This is a genomic window from Dactylosporangium sp. CA-152071 (assembly GCF_050936335.1).
GTDB classification, from domain to species: Bacteria; Actinomycetota; Actinomycetes; order Mycobacteriales; family Micromonosporaceae; genus Dactylosporangium; species Dactylosporangium maewongense.
This window is the reverse complement of record NZ_JBNJMZ010000001.1, coordinates 779,391-803,021: the sequence shown is the minus strand read 5'-3', so window position 1 is coordinate 803,021 and position 23,631 is coordinate 779,391. Positions and strand designations below refer to the sequence as shown.

General features: G+C 72.8%; 24 protein-coding genes. 12 read left to right on the top strand and 12 right to left on the bottom strand.

What is annotated here, in order from left to right:
- Positions 1 to 169: 169 nt before the first annotated feature.
- Positions 170 to 838: a GntR family transcriptional regulator gene (locus ACQEVZ_RS03075; protein WP_433360961.1), complete on the bottom strand. Its 669-nt coding sequence runs from the start codon at positions 836 to 838 to the stop codon at positions 170 to 172.
- A gap of 43 nt (positions 839 to 881) precedes the next feature.
- On the opposite strand from ACQEVZ_RS03075, the gene ACQEVZ_RS03070 reads away from it, so the two are divergent.
- From ACQEVZ_RS03070 to ACQEVZ_RS03055, 4 genes are all read left to right on the top strand, one after another.
- Positions 882 to 1,661 (top strand): enoyl-CoA hydratase-related protein, encoded by a 780-nt coding sequence (locus ACQEVZ_RS03070; RefSeq protein WP_433360958.1) that lies wholly within the window; start codon positions 882 to 884, stop codon positions 1,659 to 1,661.
- A gap of 85 nt (positions 1,662 to 1,746) precedes the next feature.
- On the top strand, positions 1,747 to 2,853 hold the full coding sequence (locus tag ACQEVZ_RS03065) for a CaiB/BaiF CoA transferase family protein (protein ID WP_433360955.1): 1,107 nt from the start codon (positions 1,747 to 1,749) through the stop codon (positions 2,851 to 2,853).
- The gene (locus tag ACQEVZ_RS03060) at positions 2,853 to 3,881 is read left to right on the top strand and encodes an LLM class F420-dependent oxidoreductase (protein WP_433360952.1); all 1,029 of its coding nucleotides are present in this window, start codon (positions 2,853 to 2,855) and stop codon (positions 3,879 to 3,881) included. Before ACQEVZ_RS03065 ends, ACQEVZ_RS03060 begins: the two co-directional genes overlap by 1 nt.
- A gap of 9 nt (positions 3,882 to 3,890) precedes the next feature.
- Positions 3,891 to 5,024: an acyl-CoA dehydrogenase family protein gene (locus ACQEVZ_RS03055; protein ID WP_433360949.1), complete on the top strand. Its 1,134-nt coding sequence runs from the start codon at positions 3,891 to 3,893 to the stop codon at positions 5,022 to 5,024.
- Here the strand turns inward: ACQEVZ_RS03055 and ACQEVZ_RS03050 are convergent.
- Together ACQEVZ_RS03050 and ACQEVZ_RS03045 are read right to left on the bottom strand one after the other, a co-directional pair.
- Positions 4,987 to 5,400, bottom strand: coding sequence for an AMP-binding protein (locus ACQEVZ_RS03050; RefSeq protein WP_344505439.1), 414 nt, complete (start codon positions 5,398 to 5,400; stop codon positions 4,987 to 4,989). The two genes, ACQEVZ_RS03055 and ACQEVZ_RS03050, sit on opposite strands and share 38 nt — an antisense overlap.
- A 4-nt stretch (positions 5,401 to 5,404) precedes the next feature.
- Positions 5,405 to 6,043 carry a TetR/AcrR family transcriptional regulator gene (locus tag ACQEVZ_RS03045; RefSeq protein WP_344505438.1) on the bottom strand — a complete coding sequence of 213 codons (639 nt, stop codon included), beginning with the start codon at positions 6,041 to 6,043 and terminating at the stop codon, positions 5,405 to 5,407.
- A gap of 157 nt (positions 6,044 to 6,200) precedes the next feature.
- On the opposite strand from ACQEVZ_RS03045, the gene ACQEVZ_RS03040 reads away from it, so the two are divergent.
- From ACQEVZ_RS03040 to ACQEVZ_RS03025, 4 genes are read left to right on the top strand one after another with little or no spacing between them, the layout of a single operon-like run.
- A complete protein-coding gene (locus ACQEVZ_RS03040; RefSeq protein ID WP_433360945.1) occupies positions 6,201 to 7,409 on the top strand; it encodes an oxygenase MpaB family protein in 1,209 nt (402 codons plus the stop codon).
- A 16-nt stretch (positions 7,410 to 7,425) separates the two neighbouring features.
- The gene (locus ACQEVZ_RS03035; RefSeq protein WP_433360942.1) at positions 7,426 to 8,625 is read left to right on the top strand and encodes an oxygenase MpaB family protein; all 1,200 of its coding nucleotides are present in this window, start codon (positions 7,426 to 7,428) and stop codon (positions 8,623 to 8,625) included.
- Positions 8,622 to 10,874, top strand: a complete 2,253-nt coding sequence (locus ACQEVZ_RS03030; protein WP_433360939.1) for a molybdopterin cofactor-binding domain-containing protein — start codon at positions 8,622 to 8,624, stop codon at positions 10,872 to 10,874. The genes ACQEVZ_RS03035 and ACQEVZ_RS03030 overlap by 4 nt, the downstream gene beginning before the upstream one ends.
- A gap of 11 nt (positions 10,875 to 10,885) precedes the next feature.
- Positions 10,886 to 11,362 (top strand): (2Fe-2S)-binding protein, encoded by a 477-nt coding sequence (locus ACQEVZ_RS03025; RefSeq protein WP_344505434.1) that lies wholly within the window; start codon positions 10,886 to 10,888, stop codon positions 11,360 to 11,362.
- Between the two features lie 6 nt (positions 11,363 to 11,368).
- On the opposite strand, the gene ACQEVZ_RS03020 is transcribed toward ACQEVZ_RS03025, so the two are convergent.
- The 9 genes from ACQEVZ_RS03020 to ACQEVZ_RS02980 form a co-directional block, all read right to left on the bottom strand.
- Positions 11,369 to 11,518 (bottom strand): hypothetical protein, encoded by a 150-nt coding sequence (locus ACQEVZ_RS03020; protein ID WP_344505433.1) that lies wholly within the window; start codon positions 11,516 to 11,518, stop codon positions 11,369 to 11,371.
- 114 nt (positions 11,519 to 11,632) lie between these two features.
- The gene (locus tag ACQEVZ_RS03015; RefSeq protein ID WP_433360934.1) at positions 11,633 to 12,538 is read right to left on the bottom strand and encodes an NAD(P)-dependent oxidoreductase; all 906 of its coding nucleotides are present in this window, start codon (positions 12,536 to 12,538) and stop codon (positions 11,633 to 11,635) included.
- Complete coding sequence (locus ACQEVZ_RS03010; RefSeq protein ID WP_433360931.1) at positions 12,535 to 13,389, bottom strand: class II fructose-bisphosphate aldolase; 855 nt, start codon at positions 13,387 to 13,389, stop codon at positions 12,535 to 12,537. The genes ACQEVZ_RS03015 and ACQEVZ_RS03010 overlap by 4 nt, the downstream gene beginning before the upstream one ends.
- 25 nt (positions 13,390 to 13,414) lie before the next feature.
- Positions 13,415 to 14,905, bottom strand: coding sequence for an FGGY family carbohydrate kinase (locus tag ACQEVZ_RS03005; RefSeq protein WP_433360928.1), 1,491 nt, complete (start codon positions 14,903 to 14,905; stop codon positions 13,415 to 13,417).
- Entirely contained in the window at positions 14,902 to 15,771 is an 870-nt protein-coding gene (locus ACQEVZ_RS03000) for an SIS domain-containing protein (RefSeq protein ID WP_433360925.1), read from the bottom strand. Before ACQEVZ_RS03000 ends, ACQEVZ_RS03005 begins: the two co-directional genes overlap by 4 nt.
- Positions 15,768 to 16,556, bottom strand: a complete 789-nt coding sequence (locus ACQEVZ_RS02995; protein WP_433376596.1) for an MBL fold metallo-hydrolase — start codon at positions 16,554 to 16,556, stop codon at positions 15,768 to 15,770. The genes ACQEVZ_RS03000 and ACQEVZ_RS02995 overlap by 4 nt, the downstream gene beginning before the upstream one ends.
- A 2-nt stretch (positions 16,557 to 16,558) precedes the next feature.
- On the bottom strand, positions 16,559 to 17,509 hold the full coding sequence (locus ACQEVZ_RS02990) for a hypothetical protein (RefSeq protein ID WP_433360922.1): 951 nt from the start codon (positions 17,507 to 17,509) through the stop codon (positions 16,559 to 16,561).
- A complete protein-coding gene (deoC, locus tag ACQEVZ_RS02985) occupies positions 17,509 to 18,192 on the bottom strand; it encodes a deoxyribose-phosphate aldolase (protein ID WP_433360919.1) in 684 nt (227 codons plus the stop codon). Before deoC ends, ACQEVZ_RS02990 begins: the two co-directional genes overlap by 1 nt.
- Entirely contained in the window at positions 18,179 to 18,760 is a 582-nt protein-coding gene (locus tag ACQEVZ_RS02980; protein WP_433360916.1) for a glucose-6-phosphate isomerase family protein, read from the bottom strand. Before ACQEVZ_RS02980 ends, deoC begins: the two co-directional genes overlap by 14 nt.
- A 342-nt stretch (positions 18,761 to 19,102) precedes the next feature.
- On the opposite strand from ACQEVZ_RS02980, the gene ACQEVZ_RS02975 reads away from it, so the two are divergent.
- The 4 genes from ACQEVZ_RS02975 (at position 19,103) to ACQEVZ_RS02960 (ending at position 23,625) form a co-directional block, all read left to right on the top strand.
- Positions 19,103 to 19,870 carry a DeoR/GlpR family DNA-binding transcription regulator gene (locus tag ACQEVZ_RS02975; protein ID WP_433360913.1) on the top strand — a complete coding sequence of 256 codons (768 nt, stop codon included), beginning with the start codon at positions 19,103 to 19,105 and terminating at the stop codon, positions 19,868 to 19,870.
- A 74-nt stretch (positions 19,871 to 19,944) separates the two neighbouring features.
- Complete coding sequence (locus tag ACQEVZ_RS02970) at positions 19,945 to 21,012, top strand: sugar ABC transporter substrate-binding protein (protein WP_344505422.1); 1,068 nt, start codon at positions 19,945 to 19,947, stop codon at positions 21,010 to 21,012.
- A gap of 28 nt (positions 21,013 to 21,040) precedes the next feature.
- The gene (locus ACQEVZ_RS02965; protein ID WP_354895627.1) at positions 21,041 to 22,582 is read left to right on the top strand and encodes a sugar ABC transporter ATP-binding protein; all 1,542 of its coding nucleotides are present in this window, start codon (positions 21,041 to 21,043) and stop codon (positions 22,580 to 22,582) included.
- A 2-nt stretch (positions 22,583 to 22,584) separates the two neighbouring features.
- Complete coding sequence (locus tag ACQEVZ_RS02960) at positions 22,585 to 23,625, top strand: ABC transporter permease (protein WP_344505420.1); 1,041 nt, start codon at positions 22,585 to 22,587, stop codon at positions 23,623 to 23,625.
- The last annotated feature ends 6 nt before the right edge of the window (positions 23,626 to 23,631 follow it).

The window sequence follows — 23,631 nt, the reverse complement described above, 5'->3', positions numbered from 1 at the left end:
GTCCAGCGGCTCGTCCAGTGGCGAGGCGGCATGCCGTGATCGGGTGGATTCCGGTGTGCTGCGTTCCGCTCTCAGAGCACCTTACAGCATCTTTCCAAACCGGCAGGTCACGCGTGCTGTCACCGTATCACTCACCGTGACGGGTGTCGGTGGGCGGCAAAATGCCAGGTCAGGCGGTCCAGAGGCCGAGGTCGTCGAGGTGCTTGACGAGGCGCTCGGCGCCGTCGGTGAAGTGGCGGGCCATGACCGGGCGGGCCGCGTCCGCGTCGTTGGCCGCCAGGGCCGCCAGCAGCGCCTCGTGGTCGGTGACCATGGCGGCGCGCCAGGCGGCGTCGGCGGCGTAGAAGCGGGTCGGCGTGTAGCGGGTCGCGGCCCGCAGCAGCCACGACAGCTTGCGGGCGTCGGCGAGCCGGTTGATGCCGCGGTGGAACTCGAACTCCAGCTGCTCCACCTTGCTCGCCTGCCGCGCCTGCGCGGCCTTGGCCAGCCGCTGGTGCACCGCGCGCAGCTCGTCCAGCTGCGCCGGGGTGATGGCGGCGGCGACCCGGGCGACCAGCTCGCCGGCGATGTGCCCCTGCAGCCCGAAGACGTCGATGATGTCCTGCCGGGACAGCGGCGCGACCACGTGCCCGCGGCGCGGCTGCAGCTCGACCATGTCCTCGGCGCGCAGCATCAGCAGCGCCTCGCGGACCGGGGTGATGCTCAGCCCGGTCTCCTCGGCGACCTGCTCGAGCCGGATCCGCGAGCCGGAGCGCAACTGGCCGGACATGATCCGGTCCCGCAGCAGGCTCGCCACGGTCTCCGACAACTGCGGGCGGCCGTCTGACAGCTTGGACATGCCCGCAATAGTATCAAATGTCAAAAGTCAAAGAGGGAGCGCGATGAGCAGTGGCCTGCGGGTCGAGACCCGCGACGGCGTACGCACGATCTGGTTCGACCGGCCGGACCACCGTAACGCCATGACGTGGGAGATGTTCCGCGACTACTACGCGGCGCTCAAGGCGGCCGACGACGACCCGGCGGTCCGCGCGATCGTCGTCACCGGCGCCGGTGACTGGTTCTGCGCCGGCGCCGACCCCGCCGCGCTGCAGGCGTTGCTCGACCCCGGGCACCGCGACCGGCTGCTGCACGAGCTCGGCTTCGAGCCGCACCTGCCGCTGACCCTCGGCACGCCGATCGTCGCCGCGGTCAACGGCGGCGCCGCGGGCCTCGGGCTCGTCCACGCCCTCTACGCCGACGTGCGGTTCCTCGCCGCGGAGGCGCGCCTGTCCACCGCGTTCAGCCGGCTCGGCCTCATCGCCGAATACGGCAGCGCCTGGCTGCTGCCCCGCCTGATCGGCGTCGGCAACGCCATGGACCTGCTCGTCTCCGGCCGCAAGATCGACGCGGTGGAGGCGCAGCGGATGGGCCTGGCGCAGCGGGTCCTGCCCCGCGCCGAGGTCCTGCCCGCCGCCCAGGCCTACGCCGTCGACCTCGCCGTGCACTGCGCGCCGTCGTCGATGGCCGTCATCCGGCGCCAGGTGTGGGCCGGCCTGGACAGCACCGCAGCGGACGCGACCGCCGACGCCGTCCGCCTGATGGGGGAGTCCCTGTCGGGCCCGGACTTCCGTGCCGCGGCGGCAGCGTTGGTACAGGGCAGCACGCCGAGGTGGGGAGCATGAGCGGTCCGGAGCGCAGCGGAGGAGCCGCGAATCGGTATTGCAGGTGTGGGTCAGGCCGGCGCCGGAGCGCAGCGGAGGTGGCGGCATGACCGGACCGCTCACGGGTGTCAGAGTTCTGGAGCTTGCCGGCATCGGGCCCGGCCCGTTCGCCGCCATGCTGCTGGCCGACCTCGGTGCCGACGTCGTGCGCGTCGACCGCCCCGAGCCCGGCCCGCTGGCCGCCGGCGATCCCCGCACCGACCTGCTCAACCGCGGCAAGCGCTCGATCGTCGTCGACCTGAAGGACCCCGCCGGCGCCGGCCGGGTCCTCGATCTCGCCGCGAAGGCCGACATCGTCGTGGAAGGCTGGCGCCCCGGCGTCGCCGAGCGCCTCGGCGTCGGCCCGGACGCGGCCCTGGAGCGCAACCCGGCCCTGGTGTACGGGCGGATGACCGGCTGGGGCCAGGACGGCCCGCTCGCGCGGACCGCCGGGCACGACGTCGACTACATCGCGCTCGCCGGCGCCCTGCACCCGATCGGCGCCGCCGACGGCCCGCCGCAGATCCCGCTCAACCTCGTCGGCGACTTCGGCGGCGGCTCGCTGTACCTCGTCGTCGGCTGCCTCGCCGCGCTGCACGTCGCCCGCACCACGGGCGTGGGGCAGGTCGTGGACGCCGCGATCGTCGACGGCACCGCGCACCTCACCACGATGTTCGCCGGGTTCCTCGCCACCGGCGCCTGGCGCCCGCAGCGGGGGCGGAACCTGCTCGACGGCGGCGCCCCGTTCTACGCCGTCTACGCCACCGCCGACGGCGGGCACATGGCCGTCGGCGCGCTGGAGCCGCAGTTCTACGCCGAGCTGCTGCGCCTGCTCGGCCTCGACGCCGACCCGGACCTGCCCGCCCAGCACGACGTCAAGGGCTGGCCCGTACTACGGGAGCGGCTCACAGCGGTATTCGCCACCCGTACCAGAGCGGAATGGACCGCCGTGTTCGACGGCACCGACGCGTGCGTGTCGCCGGTGCTGTCGCTCGCCGAGGCCGCGGGCCACCCGCACCTGGTCGCGCGCGGCACCTTCGAGGTCCACAACGGCATCGTGCAGCCCGCCGCCGCACCCCGCTTCTCGCAGACCCCGGGCGCGATCGGTGGCCTGCCACCGGTGCCCGGGCAGCACACCGACGACGTCCTCAAGGACTGGCTGGGAGGCCCCTGATGCGCATCGCCACCGCACTCCCGGTGGACGCCGACCCCAGGGCGGCCGCCGACCGCGTCGCGGCCTGGGAGGACGACGGGCTCGACATCGTGTGGGTGTCCGAGGCGTACGGGTTCGACGCGCCGACCGTCATGGGCTACCTCGCGGCGAAGACGACGAGGCTCAGCATCGGATCCTCGATCCTGCCGCTGTACTCCCGTACCCCCGCGCTCATCGCGCAGACCGCCGCCGGCCTCGACGCGGTCTCCGGCGGCCGTGCCATCCTCGGCGTCGGCGCCTCCGGGCCGCAGGTCGTCGAGGGCTGGCACGGCGTCCCGTACGACAGGCCGCTCGCCCGTACCCGCGAGCTGATCGGCATCTGCAGGAGGGTGTGGCGCCGCGAGACCCTGGTCAACGACGGCGCCTACCAGCTGCCGCTCCCGCCCGGCGCTGGGACAGGCCTCGGCAGGCCGCTGAAGATCCTCAGCCACCCGGTCCGCGACAGCATCCCGATCTACGTCGCGGCGCTCGGCGACCGCAACGTGCGGATGACCGCCGAGCTCGCCGACGGCTGGATGCCGTTCCTGTACGACCCTTCCCGCGCCGCCGACGTGTGGGGCGCCGCCCTGGCCGCCGGCCGGGAGAAACGCGACCCGGCGCTGGGGCCGCTGGAGATCGCCGCCGGCGGGCCGCTCGCGATCGGCGACGACGTCACCGGGCTGCGGGACCTGGCCCGCCCGCTGATCGCGCTCTACGTCGGCGGGATGGGCGCCAAGGACCGCAACTTCTACCACGACCTCGTCAGCCGGTACGGGTTCGCCGCCGAGGCCGACCGCATCCAGGAGCTGTACCTGGCCGGCCGCAAGGAGGAGGCGGCCGCCGCCGTGCCGGCGGAGCTGCTGGAACGGACCAGCCTCATCGGGCCGGAGAGCTACGTCCGGGACCGGGTGCGGGCATACCGCGACGCCGGCGTCACGATCCTCAACGTGACGCCTCTCGGGCCAGACCCGCGCCGCCTGATCGCCGCCGTCAAAGCCATGACCCAGTAGGGAGTCACCGTGGAGCGCACCGTCTTCACCGCCGAGCACCGGGCGTTCGCCGAGCTGGTGCGGGCGTTCATCGACAAGGAGATCGCCCCGCACCACGAGCGGTGGGAGGCCGACGGGGTCGTCGACCGGGACGTGTGGCGGGCCGCCGGCGCCGCGGGCCTGCTCGGGTTCTTCGTCGACGAGCGCTACGGCGGCGCCGGCGTCACCGACCGGGTGTTCAGCGCCGTCCTCACCGAGGGCCTCGCCCGCGCCGGCGCGACCGGGCCCGCGTTCGGCCTGCACAACGACATCATCGGCCCGTACCTCACCGACCTCACCGACGAGGAGCAGAAGCGGCGGTGGCTGCCGGGCTTCTGCTCCGGCGACATCATCACCGCCATCGCCATGTCGGAGCCGGGTGCGGGCAGCGACCTGCAGGGCATCACCACCACCGCGGTGCGCGACGGCGACACGTACGTCCTGAACGGGCAGAAGACGTTCATCAGCAACGGCATCCTGTCCGACCTCGTCATCGTCGTCGCCCGTACCGACCCGGCGGCGGGGCACCGGGGGATCAGCCTGCTCGTCGTCGAGCGCGGCATGGCCGGCTTCGAGCGGGGCCGCAACCTCGACAAGATCGGGCAGAAGGCGCAGGACACCGCCGAGCTGTTCTTCTCCGACGTGCGGGTGCCGGCCGCGAACCTGCTCGGTGAGGAGGGGCGGGGCTTCGCGTACCTCATGCGGAACCTGCCGTTCGAGCGGCTGTCGATCGCCGTCGCCGCGCTCGCCGCGGCCGAGGCCGTGTTCGAGCAGACCGTGGCGTACTGCCGGCAACGGCAGGCGTTCGGCAAGCCGATCGGCAGCTTCCAGCACAACCGGTTCGTGCTGGCGGAGCTGGCGACGGAGCTGCGCCTCGGCCGGGTCTTCGTGGACCGCTGCCTGGTCGAGCCGACGCTGACGGCCGAGACGGCGGCGATGGCGAAGTGGTGGTGCACGGAGCTGCAGCAGCGCACCGTGGACCGGTGCCTGCAGCTGCACGGCGGCTACGGGTACATGCGCGAATATCCGGTGGCGAAGGCGTTCCTGGACTCGCGGGTGCAGACCATCTACGGCGGCACCACGGAGATCATGAAGGAAGTGATCGGCCGGTCGCTGGGGCTGTGAGCAGGCCCGCCTCCCGCACCTGGGTCAGGGAGACCGTGGCGAGGCTGAGCTCGTGCGGCGCCGGATCGTCGACGAGGACGATCCGGCGCAGGCTCGGCAGGTCCGCGAGGATCGGCCGCCATCTGGCCAGCTCGGCGGCGCTCTCCAGCACGAGCAGCTGCGGTGCGGCGTGGCGGGCGAGGTGCCGCAGCCGGTCGGGGCGCGTCGCCGGGTCGACCGCCGCCGGCACCGCGCCGAGCGAGGCGGCGGCGAGGTCGATCAGCCACTGCTCGGCCCGGCCGGGCAGCACGATCAGCAGCCTGCCGCCGGGCCTGAGCCCGATCCGGGTCAGGCCGCGGGCGAGCAGTGCCACCTCGGGGGGAAGGTCGGCGTCCATGGCTTCATTCCGGGCGCAGCATCGGCACGAGGAACTGGCGGGCGACCGCCGCCAGCTGCTCCTCGTCGTCGAGGTCGACGACCTTGCTCGGGATCGCGAGGAACGACGCGGAGACCCGGACCATCATCTCGGCGACGAGGTCGGCGTCGAGGTCGCCGGGCAGGTTGCCGGCGCGCTGCTCCTGGCGCAGCTGCCCGGCGACGAACTGCCGCACGGTGGCGAGGGTCTGCCCGCCGTCGCCGAGCATCGACGGCATGAGCAGGTCGGGCTCGGCGGCCATGAGCCCGCCGATGAGCGGGTTGCGCCGGATCGCCCGCAGCGAGCTCACGAACCCGAACACGACCCGGTCGGCGACGGTCTCGGCCTGCTGGATGTCGGTGAGGAACACCTCGAAGTAGCGCCGGAACTCGCGGCGCACGACGTGCTCGACGAGGAGGTCCTTGGTGGCGAACCGCCGGTAGACGGTGATCCGGGAGACGCGGGCCCGCCGGGCCACGTCCTCCATGGTGGAGCGCTGGATGCCCATGCGGCAGAACTGCTCATAGGCCGCGTCGAGGATGCGGCCGCGGGCCTCGTCGAGGTCGTCGACGCGCTCGACGGCGTCGAGGTAGGCGCGCTCCAGCAACGACTGGTCCGGGTCCACGATCACCTCCTGCTGGTGCCGATTCTGCCCTGCCCGGCAGTCGATGTCACTGGATGCCTTGTGATTGCCGACACCATGTGTTGTCATCGATGATACACAGACGCGGGATGCGTTTCATCGTATCACCGCCAGTCCGGTACTCGAAGGAGGCGAAGGCATGGGCAACATCAGCCGGCGCAAGGTATTGACCACCGGCACTGCATTGGGCGCGCTCGGCGCGCTGAGCGTCGCCACGCCGGCCTGGAGCTGGTCGCCCGCCGGGTCGGTGGCCGGCGCGGGACCCGGCGCCGACCCGCGCTGGGTGTGGGACGACGAGGCCGACCCGCTGGTCGCGTCGCTGCTCGACCGCGGCGACGTGCCGCAGGTCAACGCGCTGCTGCGCACCTGGAAGAAGAACGGCCAGCCGCTGCCCGACGGGCTGCCGGCCGACCTGCGCGACTTCATGGAGCGGGCCCGCCAGCTGCCCGCGTGGACCGACCAGCGCAAGCTGGCCCTGGCCGTCGAGTTCAACCGCAAGCGCGGCCTCTACCTCGGCGTCCTCTACGGCCTGGCCAGCGGCATGATGAGCACCGTCATCCCGCACGAGGCCCGGGCCGTGTACTACTCCCAGGGCGGCGCGGACATGAAGGACCGCATCTCCAAGACCGCCAAGCTCGGCTACGACATCGGCTCGCTCAAGGCCTACCAGCCCGACGGCGAGATGATCGTGACCTGCGTCAAGACCCGCCTCGTCCACGCCGCCGTGCGCCACCTGCTGCCGCAGTCGCCGTACTGGCCGGGCGCCGCCGACGAGCAGATCCCGATCAGCCAGCGCGACATGATGGTCACCTGGCACAGCCTGCCCACCACCGTGATGCAGAAGCTGACCGACTGGCGGGTGCCGATCCCCGCCGCCGAGTCCGACGCGTTCCTGCACTCGTGGCAGGTCGGCGCACACATGCTCGGCATCCGCGACGAGTACATCCCCGCGTCGTGGGCCGAGGCCAACTCCCAGGCCGCCCAGGTCCTCACCCCGGTCCTGGCGCCGACCGCGGAGGGCATCAAGCTCGCCGACATCCTGCTCAGCCTCGGCGCGGTCATCGACGCCGGCCTGCTCACCAAGCCGATCCTGGGCTCCTTCACCCGCTTCATGCTCGGCGACCAGATCGCCGGGTGGCTGCGGATCCCGCGCGAGCCGGTCTGGGACTCGCTGCTCAAGGTCGCCTGGGGGCCGTTCATCGCCGTCCGTGAAGGGCTGCTGCCCTTCCCGCTCGCCCCGCAGGCGTACTGGCTCTTCGACGAGTTCCTGCGCAAGGCGGCACTGCTGTTCCTGTCCGACGCCGGCCCGATCAGTATCGAGATCCCGCAGACCAACCGCCCTTCATGAATTGGATAGCATCGATATGACGGAACTGAGCAGACGCAAAGTGCTGATGGCCGGCGGCGCCCTCGGGGCGCTCGGCGCGCTGAGCGTCGCGACGCCGGCCTGGACCTGGGCCCCCGAAGGGTCGATCGCCGGTGCCGGCGCGGGCGCCGACCCGCGCTGGGTGTGGGACGAGGAGGCGGACCCGCTCGTCGCGTCGCTGCTCGACCGCGGCGGCGTCCCGGAGGTCAACCGGCTGCTGTGGGACTGGACCCGCAACGACCAGCCCACGCCCGCCGGTCTGCCCGCCGACGTGAAGGCGTTCATCGACCACGCCCGGCAGCTGCCGGACTGGGCCGACCGCGGCAAGCTCGAGGCCGCCGCTACCTTCAACAAGTCCCGCGGCCTCTACCTCAACCTGCTCAACGGCGTCGGCGGCGGCATGCTGAGCACCGCCATCCCCAAGGAGGCCCGCGCGGTCTACTACTCCAAGGGCGGCGCCGACATGGAGGACCGCGTCGCCAAGACGAGCATCCTCGGCTTCGCCGTCGGCGCGCTCAACGCCTACCGCCCCGACGGCAACTGCATCGTCAACGCCGTCAAGACCCGGCTCGTGCACGCCGCCGTCCGGCACCTGCTGCAGCAGTCCCCGCACTGGGACGGCACCATCCCGATCAGCCAGGAGGACATGCTCGTCACCTGGCACACCCTGCCGACCTTCGCGATGCGCAAGATGCGCGAGTGGAAGGTGCCGATCCCCGCCGCCGACGCCGAGGCCTACCTGCACGTCTGGCAGGTCACCGCGCACCTGCTCGGCATCCGCGACGAGTACATCCCCGCCACGTGGACCGCCGCGAACGCCCAGTCCGACCAGGTCCTGCCCCGCAACATGGGACCGACCCCCGAAGGCGTCATCCTCACCGACGTCCTGCTCGGCCAGCTCGCCGAGCAGACCAGCCCCGGCAGCATCAGCCGGCCGCTGTGCAACGCGCTCGCCCGGTACCTCGTGGGCAACCAGGTCGCCGACTGGGACGCCATCCCGCGCGAGCCGGTGTGGGACCCGCTGATCGCCACCGTCTGGCCGCCGCTCGTGAAGTTCCGCGAGGGCCTCATGCCGCTGCCGCTCGTCCCCGCCGCCGCGTGGGTCGTCGACGAGGCGGTCCGCCAGTACATCCTCTTCTACCTCACCAAGGGCCAGGAGACGAAGATCGAGATCCCCACCATCAACCGGCCGTCGTGAGCGAGGGCATCCGGCGGCGGCAGTTCATCGGCTTCGTCGTCGCCGCTCCTGTACTGGTGACCGCCGCCGCACTGGATGCCCCGGCACCCGCCGCTGCCGGCGGCGACATCACCGACATCGTGGACCTCAACGACCTCATGACCGTGGCCGCCCTGCCGACCTCGGGCCTCATCTCCGTCGAGGTCACCCCGGACGGCACCGTGTCGTTCGCGCTGCCCCGCGCCGAGGTCGGGCAGGGCATCACCACCTCCACCGCCATGCTGATCGCCGAGGAACTGTCCGTGCCGCTGGAGCGGGTGCGGGTGACGCTCGCCGACGCCCGCCCCGAGCTGCTGTTCAACCAGCTGACCGGCGGCTCCAACACCACCATCGCCACCTACACGCCGATCCGGGTCGCCGCCGCGATCGCCCGGACCCGGCTCCTGCAGGCCGCCGCCCAGTCCCTCGGCACCGCCGTGGCCGACCTGACCCTGCGGGCCGGAGTGATCACCGATCGCTCCGGCCGGCACCTCGACATCGGAGCGCTCGCCGTCGCGGCGGCGAGCGCCCGCACGACACAGATGGCGGTGGAGCTCACCGCCCGCGAGAGCTTCACCGTCATCGGCAAGCCCCACAACCGCGTCGACGCCCGCGACGCCGTCACCGGCCGCAAGCGCTTCGCCATGGACCTCGACGTCCCCGACGCCAAACCGACCATGGTCTGCCGCCCGCCGACCATCAACGGCAAAGTCGGCTCGGTCGCCAACCTCGCCGAGGTCCAGGCGATGCCCGGCGTCACCCACGTCGTCGCCATCGGCACCGGCGTCGCCGTCCGCGCCCAGACGTTCGGCCAGTGCATCGACGCCGTCCGCGCCCTGCGCGTCACCTGGCGGCCCGGCACCGCCGAAGGCAAGTCCGACCAGACCATCCGGCAGGAGCTCGCCCTCGCCGAGCTGCCGATCGGGCTGCGGCCGCCGACCCCGGTCGTCGACGCCCGCTTCACCTTCCACTTCCGCAACAACAGCGCCCTGGAGCCCAACTGCGCCATCGCCGACGTCCGCGCCGGCCGCGCCGAGATCTGGTCGGCGCTCAAGGCACCGATCGTCGCCAAACAGGCGATCGCCGCCAAGCTCGGCCTGCCGGCCGGCGCCGTCACCGTCCACGTCACCGAGGGCGGCGGCTCGTTCGGCCGCAAACTGTTCTTCGACGCCGCCCTCGAGGCCGCCGAGGTGTCGCAGAAGATCGGCCGGCCGGTGAAGCTCATGTGGCACCGCGCCGACGACTCCCGCCAGGGCCGCGTGCACCCGATGGCGACGTCGCGGGTGCGCGCCGCGTACCTCGGCAACACCGTCCTCAGCTACGACCAGCGGCACACCAGCGTCGCCACCGACCTCAGCCACGGCCTCGGCGAGATCATCACCGCCTTCGCCGCCCGGCTGCCCGTCGGCGACATCGGCTTCTCCGAGACGTTCTTCCAGCTCAGCCAGACGATGTCCTACGACTTCGGGGTCACCAGCCGGCTGCTCAACGAGACCGACAAGGGCTTCAATACCGGCAGCATGCGCAACGTCTACTCACCCGACGTCACCTGCGCCCGCGAGCTCGTCGTCGACCAGCTCGCCGCCCGCATGGGCCGGGACCCGTACCAGTTCCGGCGGGCCTTCCTGCGCGACGACCGCTCCCGCGCCGTGCTCGACCGGGTCGCCACCGCCGGCGGCTGGGGCCGTTCCCTACCGGCCGGCGTGGCGCAGGGCATCGCGTTCCACGCCGAATACAAGGCCGTCAGCGCCGTCCTCGTCGAGCTCGACTGCCGCCCCGCCACCGTCAACCGCCCCGTCCGCGACGGCGTCGCCGGCCCCCGCGTCACCCGCGCGGTCGTCGCCGTCGACATCGGCCTCGCCGTCAACCCGCGCGGGCTGGAGGCGCAGATGATGGGCTGCGTCATGGACGGCATCGCCCTGGCGCTGACGTCCAGCCTGCACCTGCGCGACGGGTACTTCCTCGAGGCCAGCTGGGACAACTACTTCTACACCCGCCAGTGGAACACCCCACCCGACCTGCAGGTCATCGTCATGCCCAGCACGTCCGACCAGCCCGGCGGCGCCGGCGAGCTCGGCGTGGCCGCCTCGATGGCCGCGGTCGCGTGCGCCTACGGCCGGGCCACCGGCACCATGCCGACCACGTTCCCGATCAACCACGGCACGCTGTCCTTCACCCCCAAGCCGACCGTCCCGCCGATCCCGCCGTCGCCCACCGACGGGCTTGCATAGGAGCCGCTCGCATGCCCCAGCACACCTTCCGCGTCAACGGCTCCCAGGTCACCGTCGACGCCGCCGACGACGAGCGCCTGCTGTGGGTGCTGCGCGACCTCCTCGGGATCACCGGCCCCAAGTACGGCTGCGGCATCAACGTCTGCAAGGCCTGCACCAGCCACCTCAACGGCCGGGCCGTGAACCCGTGCGCCATCCCGGTGAAGGACCTCGCCCCCACCGACGAGGTCACCACCATCGAGGGCCTGGCCGCCACCGCCGGCGGCGACCTGCACCCCATGCAGCAGGCGTGGCTCGACCACGACGTGGCCCAGTGCGGCTACTGCCAGCCCGGCCAGATCATGGCCGCCGTCGACCTCGTCCGCCGCACCGCCGCCGAGGGCCGCGACATCACCGACGCCGACCTCGACACCCTGCGCAACATCTGCCGCTGCGGCACGTACCCCCGCATCCGCGCCGCCATCAAGGACGCCGCCAAACGCATGTAGCCCTCGTCAGCTCGGGCACTGGATCGACAGGGCCGCCATCGCCGCGTTCGCCTTGGTGTAGATGTCGCCGATCTTCACGCCGTCGTTGCGGGCGGTGTACTGCTTGAGCTCGCTCACCAGGTTGGCGAGCGGCTGCCGCAGCTCGGCCTGCTGCACCTTGCCAGCCGGCGGCTCCAGCGCCGCCAGACACTCCTTGCCGATCGCCAGCTCCTCGTCGATCGAACTGAGGAATGCGACGTCGTCCTTGCCCTTACTGAGGGCGATCGGCGGCTACGCGGCGAGGGCGGCGAGGAGGTTGTCCACCGCGGCCTCGGCCGCGCGGCGTGAGCTCTCGGCCGTGGCCGCGCCCAGGTGCGGCGTCGGCACCACCCGGGGCTGACGCAGCAGCTCGGAGGGCTCCGGCGGCTCGCGGTCGAAGGCGTCGACCGAGTAGAGCGCGATCCGCCCGGCGCGCAGCTCGGCCAGCAGGGCGGCCTCGTCGACCAGCGTCGAGCGGGCCGTGTTGAGCAGCACCACGTCGTCGCGCAGCAGGGCCAGCTCGGCCGCGCCGAGCAGCGGCCCGTCCGGGGACGGGGGCACGTGCAGGGACACGACCTCGCTCGTGCGCAGCAGCACGTCGAGGGACACCAGCGGGACATCCGCGACGTCGACGAACGGGTCGTGGGCCATCACCGTCATGCCGAGCCCGCGGGCCAGCCCGGCGAGGCGGCGCCCGATCGCGCCGTAGCCGACGATGCCCAGGCTGCGCCCGGCCGCCTCCCGGCCCGTGCTGCGCTGCCATGTGCCCGAGCGCAGCGCGTCGGCCGCCTCGGGCAGGCCGCGCAGGCCCATCAGGGTCAGCGCCAGGGCCAGCTCGGCGACGCCCTGCGCGTTGGCGCCCCGGGCGGTGATGACCCGCACGCCGTGCGCCTCCGCGGCGCGCGCGTCGATCGCGTCGCTGCCGGCGCCGTTGCGGCTGATGACGCGGAGGCGGTCGGCGCGCGCCAGGACCTCGGCACCGATCGGCTCCACGCCCGCGACCCAGCCGACCACGCCGGGCACCGCATCGAGCAGTTCCTCGGTGGTGGGCTGGCGCCCGGGCGACGGGGTGACGATCTCGTAGCCGGCGGCGCTGAGCCGGTCCAGCGCGGGCGAGCCCGCCGCCGACATGCTGCGGGGCGTGACCAGGACCTTCATGCGGCCACGACCGGCGCGACGGGGTTGAGCACGCGGATGAGGCGGGTGACCTCGGCGGCCATGACGTCGCGGGCGGGGGCCACGTACTTGCGGGCGTCCATGAGTTTCGGGTCGGCCTCCAGGCGGGCGCGGACCACGGCGGTGAAGCACTTGTTGAGGTGGGTGGCGATGTTGACCTTCGTCATGCCGGCGGTCACCGCCCGGGCCAGCGTCTCGTCGTCGACGCCGGAGGAGCCGTGCAGCACGAGGGGCACCGGCACCCGGGCCGCGATCGCCGCGACCAGCTCCACGTCCACGACGGCGTCGCGGGTCGCCATGGCGTGCGAGGTGCCGACGGCGACGGCCAGGGAGTCCACGCCCGTGTCGGCCACGAACGCGGCGGCGTCGCCGGGGTCGGTGCGCACCCCGGGGGCGTGCACGCCGTCCTTGCCGCCGACCTCGCCCAGCTCGGCCTCGACCGCGACCCCGGCGGCGTGGCAGAAGGCCACGACCTCGCCCGTGACGGCCCGGTTGCGCGCGTCGTCGAGCCGGGAACCGTCGAACATGACCGAGGTGAAGCCCAGGTCGACCGCCTCGTGGACCAGGTCGACGTCCTCGGCGTGGTCCAGGTGCAGCACGACCGGCACCGTCGCTGCCTCGGCGAGGGCCCGGGCGGCCAGGGCCAGCGGGCGCAGGGAGCCGTGATAGCGGACCGCGTTCTCGCTGATCTGCATGATGAGCGGCGCCGTGGCCGCCTCGGCGCCGGCGACGAGCGCCTCGGCGTGTTCGAGCAGGGTGGTGTTGAAGGCGCCGACGCCGTGCCCGCTGGCGCGGGCGGCGGCGAGGATGGGGCGTGGATCAGCGAGGGGCACGGTGGAACTCCAAGAGCGTTGAGCGTTATGTGACTTCGGACTGGGCCCGCACGGCCGCGCGGGCGGCGTGGAAGCGGGCCCGGGGCAGGGCATAGTCGGCGGCCGCACCGGCGCGCGGGGCGACGACGTCGGCCTCGCCGGCCTCGGTGCCGGCGGCCAGCGGGGCGGTCGAGTCCCAGGCGCCGATGCCGAGCCAGCCCAGGGCCGCCGCGCCGAGCGCCGCGCAGTGCTGGGCGTCGGCTGGGCGGGTGACGGGCCGGTCGAGCAGGTCGGCGAGGACCTGGAGCAGGAGGGCGCCGCGGGCGCCGCCGCCGACGGCGGTGATCGGGGCGCCGGGCGGCGCGCCGGCGAGCATCACCGCGGCGGCGTCGGCCAGGCTGAAGCCGATGCCCTCCACGACGGCGCGGGCGACGTGGCCCTGGGTGTGGCCGAGATCGAGCCCGAGGAACGCGCCGCGCACGGAGGGGCCGCCTTCCGCGACGGTGCCGCCGGCGAGCGTCGGCACGCAGGTCAGGCCGGCGGCGCCGACGGGGGCCGCGGCCGCCTCGGCCAGCAGCGCGTCGAGGTCGCCGTCCCGCCCGAGCAGGCCGGCCAGCCAGGTGAGGCTGCTGCCGCCGCCGAACGTGGACAGCGCCGAGACGTACAGGCCGGGCAGCACGTGGTCGAAGACGAAGGGCCGCTGCACGGCGTCGAGGACCGGCTCGGCGCCGGCGACGGTGACCCAGTTGGACGAGCCCAGGGAGAGGTACGCGGCGCCGGGCCGGTCCAGGCCGGCGCCGAGGGCCATGCAGGAGTTGTCGACGCCGCCGGCCACGACGGGCACCCCGGCCGGGATGCCGGTCTCGGCGGCGGCCGCCGCGGTGACGGTGCCGACGACCGCGGTGGAGGCGACGATGTCGGGCCACCAGCCGGCCGGCACGCCAAGCGCCGTGAACACGTCCGGGCGCAGGGTGCGGGTCAGCAGGTCGTAGGCGCCCGACCCGGAGGCGTAGCTGGGGTCGGTGGCCTGCACGCCGGTGAGCCGGGCGTTGATCCAGTCCTTGCTGCCCAGGATGCGCGCGACCCGGGGGCCGAGCGGTGTCCCGGATCGCAGCCAGGCCGCCTTGAACACGGTGTACATGCCGGCGGGGAAGCCGTTGCCCGTGGACGCGTACCAGTCGCGCTCGGCCAGGTGCCCGAAGAAGGCCGTCGCGGCGGCCTCGCCGCGCACGTCCGACCAGATGGGCACGGACTCCAGCAACAGTGCGCCGTCCGCGTCGACCGGGACCATCGCCAGGCTGTGCCCCGACAGCGCCACGGCCCGGACCCGGTGCCCGGACAGCGGCAGCCGGCTCGTCGCGGCGGCCAGGGCGGCCCACCAGTCGGCCGGGCGCTGCTCGTGGCGGCCCGGGGCCGGATAGGCGGTCGGGTAGGCGACGAACGCGGTGGCGAGCACGCGCGCGGAGGCGTCGACGAGGGCGGCCTTGCAGCCGCCGGTGCCGAGGTCGAAGGCGAGGACCACATCAAGCGTCGTCATGCGCGCGGCATCCCCGATCGCATCCGGGACAGCCGCGTCTTCATGGTGCGGATGTCCTCCAGGGCGGACTCCTCGCGGCGCAGCAGCACCATCGTGGCGAGGATGTCGACGACGACGAGCTGGGCCAGGCGCGAGATCGTCGGCGTGTAGACGTCGGTGTTGTCCAGCGACTCGACGAGGATGGCGATGTTGGACAGCTCGGCCAGCGGCGACGGGCCGCCGGTGATGCCGATGACGGCGGCGCCGCGCTCCCGCGCGACGCGCACGGTGTCGAGGATGGACACGGTGCGGCCGGTGTTGGAGATGGCCACGAACGCGGTGTCGGGCCGGCTGGTCGAGGCGGCCAGGAACTGCTGGTGGGTGTCGATCTGGGCCGAGCACGGCACGCCGAAGAGCGGGAACTTCTGCTCGGCGTCCATCGCCACGATCCCGGACGCGCCGAGGCCGATGAACACGATGTTCGAGCAGGAGGCGAGGGTGTCCACGGCCCTGCCGATCGCGTCGAGATCGAGGTGGCGGCGCACGTGGTCCAGCGAGGTGATGGAGAAGTCGAAGATCTTGCCGACCGTGGTGGCGGTGTCGTCCTGGGCCTCGATGACCGACTGGGTGGCCGGCACGCCGAGCGCGACGCTCTGCGCCAGCTGGATGCGGAAGTCGTGGAAGCCGTCGCAGCCGATGGCGTTGGCGAAGCGCACGATCGTGGGCTGGCTGACCCCGGCCGCCTCGGCGAGCTCGGCCAGGGTCATCTGCACCACGCCGCGCGGCTTGGCCAGCACCACGTCGGCGACCTTGCGCTCGGAGCGGCGCAGCTGGTCGAGGTGCTGGTTGATCCGGACGAGCACGGGGCCGCCGGCCGGGCCGTTCATCGACGCCCCCGCAGGATCATCGTGGCGCCGTGCACCGGCAGCTGGACGGTGACGCCGAGGCGCCCGGCGAGGCCGAAGTCGAACCCGGCCGGGTCGGCGGAATTGAAGGCGAACATGCCCCAATGATGTGGGACGAGGGTGCCGATCCCGGCGGCGGCGCACAACCGCACGGCCTCCTCGAAGGTGAAGTTGCCGGGCACGCCGTTGTCGCGGCGGTGCGCGTCGCGCCCGTTGACCGGCAGCAGCGCCACGTCGACGGCCATGGACCCCAGCCACTCGGCCAGGCCGTCCCAGGGCGCGCAGTCGCCGGAGTGGTAGACCCGGGTGCCGGCGGCGTCGATGACGTAGCCGAGGAACCGGTCGTCGCCGTGCTCGTCGAGCTCGCGCTCCTCGTGGGCGGAAGGCACCGCGCTGATCGCGAACGGGCCGTAGCCGGTCTGCTCGCCTGCGCGCAGCGGATCCAGCCGGGACGCGTCCGCGCCGCTGCGGCGCAGTGCCTCCCCGGTGACGGCACGCGGGCAGACCAGGCGCAGCCGCGGCTGGTCGGCCATGAGCGGGGTCAGGGTCGCGGGGTCCATGTGGTCGGTGTGCGCGTGGGTGCACACCACGGCGACCAGCGGCGGCAGCTGCCGCGGGGCGAGCGGGGCGGGGCGCATGCGGGTGTGCGGGAACAGGCGCCCGGCGTACTTCTCGGCGAGTGAGTCGGACAGGTACGGGTCGACGGCGAGGTGCGCCATCCCCGCGGTGAGCACGAACCCGGCCTGGCCGAGCCAGCGGGCCAGCATGGTCACCGGACCTCCTGCGCCGCGGCGTAGAGCCGGTCGAAGCCGGCGCCCTCCGTCGGCAGGCCGAGGTCGAAGACGGCGTCGATGGCGCGGGTCCAGCCGTGCACGAAGTACCGCCACCCGTCCTCGACGGTGAGCGCGTCGGCGGCGGCGCGGGCCCGGGCCTGGCGCAGGAAGCCCAGCTCGCCGCGGTAGTTGAACTCCCAGACCGCCCCGCCGTGCGGGAAGACGGCCGCGTCGGTGAGCGGCGAGCCGGGCCGGTCCTTGCCCATCCCGGTCGCGTTGACCACGAGCGCGCCGGGGGCCAGCTCGGCCAGCAGCGCGTCGTGGTTGTCGCCGCGGGCCAGCAGCCGGGACTGCCAGGCGATGCCCGGGTCGCCCCCGGCGGTCGCCTTGACGATGGCGGTCAGGCGCTCCTCGGCGATGTCGGTGACCACGACACTCGCGGGGGCGTCGGGGCCGGACCGGTGGGCGAAGTAGTCGCACAGCGCGAGGGCGGCGCCGCCCGCGCCCATGACGAGCACGTCGCGCCCGGCGAGGGCGGGCACGATCGCGTGCAGTGACAGCTCGCTGGTGATGGTGTCCAGCGCCAGTCCGTCGATGCGGCCGTCGCCGGCGACGAGGGCGCTGACTTCGTGCAGCCGCGCGGCGTCGCCGTTGACGCCGCGCAGCTGGTCCTGGGTGGCGGCGTAGAGATCGAGCTTGTGGGTGGTGACCAGGGCGCCGCGGGAGAGGGGATCGTCGCGCAGGTGGGCCACGACCGCGCGGTAGTCGGCGGCGGGCGCACCGACGGGGATGTCGATGCCGGTCAGCTCGACGCCGTCGAGGCCGAGCAGGGGGCGCCAGGCGGCGAAGACGCGGTGGATGGCGGAGGAGCCGGTGGTGACGCCGACGAAGTACATGGTCGGCGCGGTGGCCGGGACCAGGGTGGCGGGGGTGAGGACGGTGGGCATCAGGCGCCGGCCTCGGCGACGAGCCGCACGGCGACGGCGGTGTTGATGCCGAAGCGGGTGGCGCCGGCGGCGATCAGCGCGCGGATCTGCTCCAGCGAGCGGACGCCGCCGGAGGCCTTGATCTCGGGCCCGGGGCCGGCGGCCGCGCGCATGATCTCGACGTGCCGCGGGGTGGTGGCCACGCCCTGCCAGCCGGTGCCGGTCTTGAGCGAGGTGGCCCCGGCGTCCAGGGCGGCGCGGGCGGCGTCGCGGAGCTGCCGCTCGTCGAGCAGCCCGACCTCCAGGATCACCTTCACGGGCACCGCGCCGCCGACCGCCGACAGCACCGCCGCCACGTCCCGGCCGGCCGCGGCGAGCTCGCCCGAGCGCACCAGGCCGATGTTCATGACGACGTCCATCTCCTGTACGCCGGCCTCGATGAGCCACCCTGCCTCGGCGACCTTGATCGGGGTGGCCGAGCCGCCGGAGGGGAACCCGACCGGCGAGCCGGCGTTGGTGGTGGACCCGACCAGCAGCGGGCGCAGCACCGGCAGCCAGGACGGCAGCACGTGCGCGGCCACGAAGTCGCCCTCGAGGGCGTGCCGGGCAAGGGCCTCGACGTCGGCGCGGCCGTGCTGGGCCTGGACCGCGCTGATGTCGACCATGCGGGCCAGGGCGCGGCCGGTCAGTTCATCGGGCGACATAGTTCGGGTTCTCCTTCAGGCGCCATTCCCCGGCGTCGTCGACGGCCAGGTGCCGCATGCCGCCGGCGCGGGCGATGATGCCGTAGTCCTGCCCGGCGTCGGCCGGGTAGCAGAAGACGGTGACCAGGTCGGTGTCGCCGACGTTGACGCTGCGGTGGATGTGCACCGGCGGGACGTAGGCGATGACGCCCGGCCGCAGCTCGGTGACGACGGTCTGCCCGTCGAGCGTCTCCATCAGCATGAGGCCGTGCCCGGCCAGGCAGTGGTAGATCTCGGTCCGGTCGTGCTGGGCGTGGATGTGCCCGCGGGTCATGTGGAACTCGTCGCCGATCTTGCCCGGCGAGAGCGTGGAGATGCCGGTGATGAGGTCGCCGGCCGCCTCGGACGGGCGGAACTCGTCGACGTGGTAGATGACCCGGTCGGCCTCCTGGGCCAGGCGGGCGGCGAACGCCCCGGCGTCGGCAAAGAGGCCCTCGAGGTCGGCCAGCCTCTTCTCGTACCGGCCCGTGCGGTTCGTCAGCCCGTCCGGCGTGACGACCAGCTCGGGGCCGCTGCGCACTTCGCTCACCGTGCTCCTCCGTCGTACGTGGTGCTTGCTGGCTCCAGTTTGTAGCAAACTTACAAGACCGTGTCACGTAGAAGTTGAATCCACTACACAAAGCCACCTCGAATGTAGTGAAGTTCCACGATGTTGCGACCGGCTACCTGGCCAAAAGCCCATGTAATCGGACATAAGTGCACACCCATTCGGACGGAGCTGACACGCGTACGTAACGATCACAAAATCTTGCGTTGACAACTTCTGGACCGGATGTAGTGTGGCTCCACAAGTGATGTGGGTTCACCCACAACCCCCACACGGAAATCCACAGGGCACTCCGTGCGGACGGCAGGGAAGGGAGGTGGCGCGATGCAGGCGGCCGAGCGCCGGCGCGAGATCACCGAGATCGTCCGCAGCAGCGGGCGCGTGCAGGCAGCCGAGCTGTCGAGCCGCTTCTCGGTCAACGCCGAGACCATCCGCCGCGACCTGTCAGCGCTGGAGGCCGCGGGCGACCTGCAGCGGGTGCACGGCGGCGCCGTGGCCCGCGCGACGCTCGCCGCCGAGGGACGCGTCTCCAACCGGATCGCCGAGCGGCGCGATGAGAAGATCGCCATCGCCCGGGCCGCGGCCGGGGAGATCCCGCCCTTCGGCGCCATCTTCATCGAGGCCGGCTCCACGACGGGCCACCTCGCCGCACTCCTGCCGGACCGCGGCGACCTGCTCATCGTCACCAACGCCCTGCAGATCGCCCTCGCCCTGACCGACCTGGGTCACTCCACGGTGATGACGATCGGCGGCCGGGTGCGCCCGGCAAGCTACGCCGAGGTCGACACCTGGGCCCTGGAGCGGCTGGCCGGGCTGCGCTTCGACGTCGCGTTCGTCGGCGCCAACGCGATCGACCTGGCGTGGGGCCTCTCCACGCCCGATCCGGCCGAGGCGGCCGTCAAGGCGGCCATCCTCGCCTCCGCGCAGAAGTCGGTGCTGCTCACCGACAACAGCAAGTTCGGCCTCCAGGCCGCCTGCCGCTACGGCTCGATCGAGGACATCGACCTCGTCGTGACCGACAGCGGCCTCAGTCCCACCGTCGTCGAGGAGATCCGGGCCCTGGGCACTGAGGTCCGCCTCGCCGGCGGCTGAACCACGACCCCCCGAAACACCGCATCCCAAGGCCCCGCACGGCCGCATGGGCGCACACACCCCTTGGAGGACAGATGAACCTACGCACCGGGATCCGGTCGGTCACGCGCGGCACCGCCGTGCTGGTGGCCGTCGCGATGCTCGCCGCCGCCTGCGGTGGTGGCGATGACAGCAAGGCCGCCTCCGGCCCGTCCGACGTCATCAGCGGCCGGCCCGCGCCGACCGACCAGAAGCCCAGCAGCCAGGTCAAGGTGGCGATGATCGGCTTCGCGAACAACCCGTACTGGGTGTCGGTGAAGTCGGGAGCGGACTACGCCAACCGGGTGCTCGCCTCCCGCAACGGCAAGGTCGACTGGATCGTCGCCGGCGACAACATCGACGTGCAGACGGTGTCGAGCGCGATCAAGGGCGCCGACGCGCAGGGGTACAAGGGCATCGGCTTCTTCATCGCCGGCGAGGGCAACTGCGCCGACATCAAGACGCTGTCGGCCAAGGGCAACAAGCTCGGCGCGTACAACACGCTGTTCGACTGCGTCGGCTCCTCGGGCGGCACGGTCAACTACGCGCAGGAGCAGTACAAGGCCGGCCAGACCGCGGCCAAGGAGATGATCAAGGCGACCGGCGGCAAGGCCGGCAAGGTCGGCATCATCGTCAGCCAGTTCACCGCCCCGGGCTCCGAGCAGCGCCGCAAAGGCTTCGTCGACGGCCTGCAGGGCTCCAGCCTGACCCTCGTCGGGCAGGGCGTGGAGGCCAAGGACTCCGCCTCCAACACCTTCACGGCCGCGCAGAACTACCTGCAGTCCAACTCGGACCTGGTCGGCATCTACGCCACCGCCGGCGGCCCGTTCGGCGCCGCGCAGGCCGTCGCCGCAGCCAAGAAGCAGGACACGGTCAAGGTCATCGGCTTCGACATCACCACCGAGAACATCGACGCGATCAAGAACGGCTCGATGTACGGCGTGATCGGCCAGGACGCGTTCGGCCAGGGCTACAACGTCGCCATCCAGCTGTACAACGCCGCCGTCACCGGCAAGAACCCGGACCAGGTCAGCCAGGAGGCCGAGGCCCCGTTCGTGACCAAGGACAACCTGGCCCAGCACGACCCGTCCTCCGTGCCGCTGGGCACGCCGGGCGCTTCCTGACCGGCAGCACCTGAAGGTTGTGGCAAGCATGACGACCACTGAGAAGCCGGCGGCCCTCGAAGTCGCCGGCCTGGCGAAATCGTTCGGTGCCGTCCGGGCCGTGCGCGACGTGTCGCTGGCCTTCCCGGCCGGGCAGGTCACCGGGCTGCTCGGCGAGAACGGCGCAGGCAAGTCCACCCTCATCCGGCTCTGCTCCGGCGAGATGCGCCCCGATCGCGGGCGGCTCACCCTCGCCGGGCAGGAGGTGAGCTTCGGCTCGCCGCTCGAGGCGATCGCAGCCGGCGTCGTCGTCGTGCACCAGGAGCCGCTGCTCATCAGCGAGCTCACCATCGCCGACAACCTGTTCCTCTACGACCTCGGCGAGCGGCCCGCCTACGCGGCCGCCCGCCGGGGCGAGAACGTCGCCCGGGCCCGCGAGCTGCTGCGCGACCTGGGCATGACCGACTACCTGCCGGACCCCGCGACGCTGTGCCGCGAGCTGTCGGCCGCCTCGCGGCAGATGGTGGACATCGTGCGGGCCCTGTCCCGCCAGCCCAAGGTGCTGTTCCTCGACGAGCCCAACTCCAGCCTCACCCACGAGGAGTCGGAGCGGCTGTTCAGCGTCGTGCGGCGGCTGCGCGCCGACGGTGTGGCGGTGGTGCTGGTCAGCCACCGCCTCGCCGAGGTGTTCTCGATCGTCGACCACGTCATCGTGCTGCGCGACGGCACGTTCGTCGCGGCCGGCGACCCGACCGAGATCAACGAGCAGCGGGCCGTGGCGCTCATGGCCGGCGAGCGCAAGCGGGCCGTGGTCGCCGAGACCGTCGCCGAGCGCCGCGACGCCGTCGCGCACGCCCGGGACGCCGAGGTCGCGCTGGAGCTCGCCAACCTCTCGGGCGAGGGCTTCGCCGACGTGAGCTTCGCGCTGCGCCGCGGCGAGATCCTCGGCATGTCCGGCCTGGTCGGCGCCGGGCGCACCGAGATCGCCGAGGCGGTCATCGGCGCGCGGCGCATCAGCGGCGGCCGGGTCCTGGTCGGCGGCCGCCCGGCCCGCATCTCCGGCCCCGGGCGCGCCCAGAAGCTCGGCATCGCCTACGTCGCCGAGGAGCGGCGCACCGAGGTCTTCCACGCCCAGACGGTCGGCTACAACCTCACCGTCCGCATCCTGTCCACGCTCGGGCCGTTCGGCTTCGTGTCGGCCCGGCGCACCAACGCCGCGGCGCGCGAGCTCACCCGCCGCTTCGGGGTGAAGACCGCCTCCACCGAGGCGCCGATCACCTCGCTGTCCGGCGGCAACCAGCAGAAGGTGCTGCTGGCCCGCGCCCTGGCCGCCAAGCCGCGGGTGCTGATCCTCGACGAGCCGACCCGCGGCGTGGACGTCGGCACGAAGGCCGAGATCTACGCGACCCTGCGCGAGCTGGCCCACACCGAGGGCCTCGCCGTGTGGTTCATCTCCTCCGAGCTCGAGGAGGTCGTGGAGCTGGCCGACCGCGTCGTGGTGGTCCGCCAGGGCCGGCTGACCCTCGACGCCCCCAACACCGCAGGACCGCAGCCCATCGTGGCCGCCGCCATGGGATCGACCGAAGGATGAGCATGTCTGCCCCCACCGTCACCGCACCGGCCCCGCCGCGCAGCCGCTCCGCGAAGGACGTCGCGCGCGCGGTCTTCAAGCGGCAGGAGACCGGCCTGCTCGGCGTGATCATCCTGCTGGGCTTCGTCGTCAGCCTTCTCAACAGCAACTTCCTGCGCACGGACAACCTCTACAACGTCCTGCAGACCGTCGTCGTGGTCGGCGTCATCGCCGTCGGCCAGACGTTCGTGCTCATCGCCAAGGAGATCGACCTGTCGGTCGGCTCCGTGCTGGCGCTGTCCGCGGTCACCGCCGGCTCCGTCTACGGCAGCGGCGCCAACCCGTGGATCGCCATGCTCGCCGGCATCGCGGTCGGCGGCGTCTGCGGCCTGCTCGTCGGCACCGTCGTGGTCATCGGCCGGGTCAGCTCGTTCATCGTGACCCTCGGCATGCTGTCCATCGCCCGCGGCCTCACCCAGCTCGTCACCGGCGGCCTGCCCCAGTCGATGCCCTCCGAGCTGTCCTTCATCGGGCAGGGCCGGGTGTTCGGCGGCGTCCCGGTCAGCGTCATCATCTTCATCGTGCTGGTCCTCCTCGGCCAGCTGCTGCTCACCCGCACCGTCTTCGGCCTGCGGGTCACGGCGATCGGCGACAACGACGCCGCCGCCCGCACCGGCGGCATCCCGGTCGGGCGCACCCGCATCCTCACGTTCGTGCTCATCGGCCTGCTCGCGGGCCTGGCCGGCATCATCTTCTCCACCCAGGTCGGCGTCGCCGAGGCGCAGGCCGGCACGGGCTACGAGCTCGACGTCATCGCCGCCGCGGTCATCGGCGGGGCCAGCCTCTCCGGCGGTCGCGGCTCCATCATCGGCGCGTTCCTCGGCGCCTGCCTGCTCGGCGTCCTGCGCAACGCGTTCATCCTGCTCGCCCTCTCCCCGTTCCTCCAGCAGCTCAGCATCGGCCTGGTCATCGTCCTGGCCGCGCTGTTCGACCAGGGCCGGCAGGGCAACCTGCGCCACCTGAGCCCGGCCGCGCTGCGCCAGCGCTTCCTGTCCGGCCGCTGAGCCGGT

Bases quoted from the DNA above. Each gene is read 5' to 3' on its own strand.
- deoC (WP_433360919.1), bottom strand. From the start codon at position 18,192: ATGTCGCCCGATGAACTGACCGGCCGCGCCCTGGCCCGCATGGTCGAC.
- ACQEVZ_RS02990 (WP_433360922.1), bottom strand. From the start codon at position 17,509: ATGCCCACCGTCCTCACCCCCGCCACCCTGGTCCCGGCCACCGCGCCG.
- ACQEVZ_RS03000 (WP_433360925.1), bottom strand. From the start codon at position 15,771: ATGAACGGCCCGGCCGGCGGCCCCGTGCTCGTCCGGATCAACCAGCAC.
- ACQEVZ_RS03035 (WP_433360942.1), top strand. From the start codon at position 7,426: ATGACGGAACTGAGCAGACGCAAAGTGCTGATGGCCGGCGGCGCCCTC.
- ACQEVZ_RS03050 (WP_344505439.1), bottom strand. From the start codon at position 5,400: ATGGACGCCGACCTTCCCCCCGAGGTGGCACTGCTCGCCCGCGGCCTG.
- ACQEVZ_RS02965 (WP_354895627.1), top strand. From the start codon at position 21,041: ATGACGACCACTGAGAAGCCGGCGGCCCTCGAAGTCGCCGGCCTGGCG.
- ACQEVZ_RS02970 (WP_344505422.1), top strand. From the start codon at position 19,945: ATGAACCTACGCACCGGGATCCGGTCGGTCACGCGCGGCACCGCCGTG.
- ACQEVZ_RS03005 (WP_433360928.1), bottom strand. From the start codon at position 14,905: ATGACGACGCTTGATGTGGTCCTCGCCTTCGACCTCGGCACCGGCGGC.
- ACQEVZ_RS03040 (WP_433360945.1), top strand. From the start codon at position 6,201: ATGGGCAACATCAGCCGGCGCAAGGTATTGACCACCGGCACTGCATTG.
- ACQEVZ_RS02960 (WP_344505420.1), top strand. From the start codon at position 22,585: ATGTCTGCCCCCACCGTCACCGCACCGGCCCCGCCGCGCAGCCGCTCC.
- ACQEVZ_RS03015 (WP_433360934.1), bottom strand. From the start codon at position 12,538: ATGAAGGTCCTGGTCACGCCCCGCAGCATGTCGGCGGCGGGCTCGCCC.
- ACQEVZ_RS02975 (WP_433360913.1), top strand. From the start codon at position 19,103: ATGCAGGCGGCCGAGCGCCGGCGCGAGATCACCGAGATCGTCCGCAGC.
- ACQEVZ_RS03075 (WP_433360961.1), bottom strand. From the start codon at position 838: ATGTCCAAGCTGTCAGACGGCCGCCCGCAGTTGTCGGAGACCGTGGCG.
- ACQEVZ_RS03025 (WP_344505434.1), top strand. From the start codon at position 10,886: ATGCCCCAGCACACCTTCCGCGTCAACGGCTCCCAGGTCACCGTCGAC.
- ACQEVZ_RS02995 (WP_433376596.1), bottom strand. From the start codon at position 16,556: ATGCTGGCCCGCTGGCTCGGCCAGGCCGGGTTCGTGCTCACCGCGGGG.
- ACQEVZ_RS03065 (WP_433360955.1), top strand. From the start codon at position 1,747: ATGACCGGACCGCTCACGGGTGTCAGAGTTCTGGAGCTTGCCGGCATC.
- ACQEVZ_RS03060 (WP_433360952.1), top strand. From the start codon at position 2,853: ATGCGCATCGCCACCGCACTCCCGGTGGACGCCGACCCCAGGGCGGCC.
- ACQEVZ_RS03070 (WP_433360958.1), top strand. From the start codon at position 882: ATGAGCAGTGGCCTGCGGGTCGAGACCCGCGACGGCGTACGCACGATC.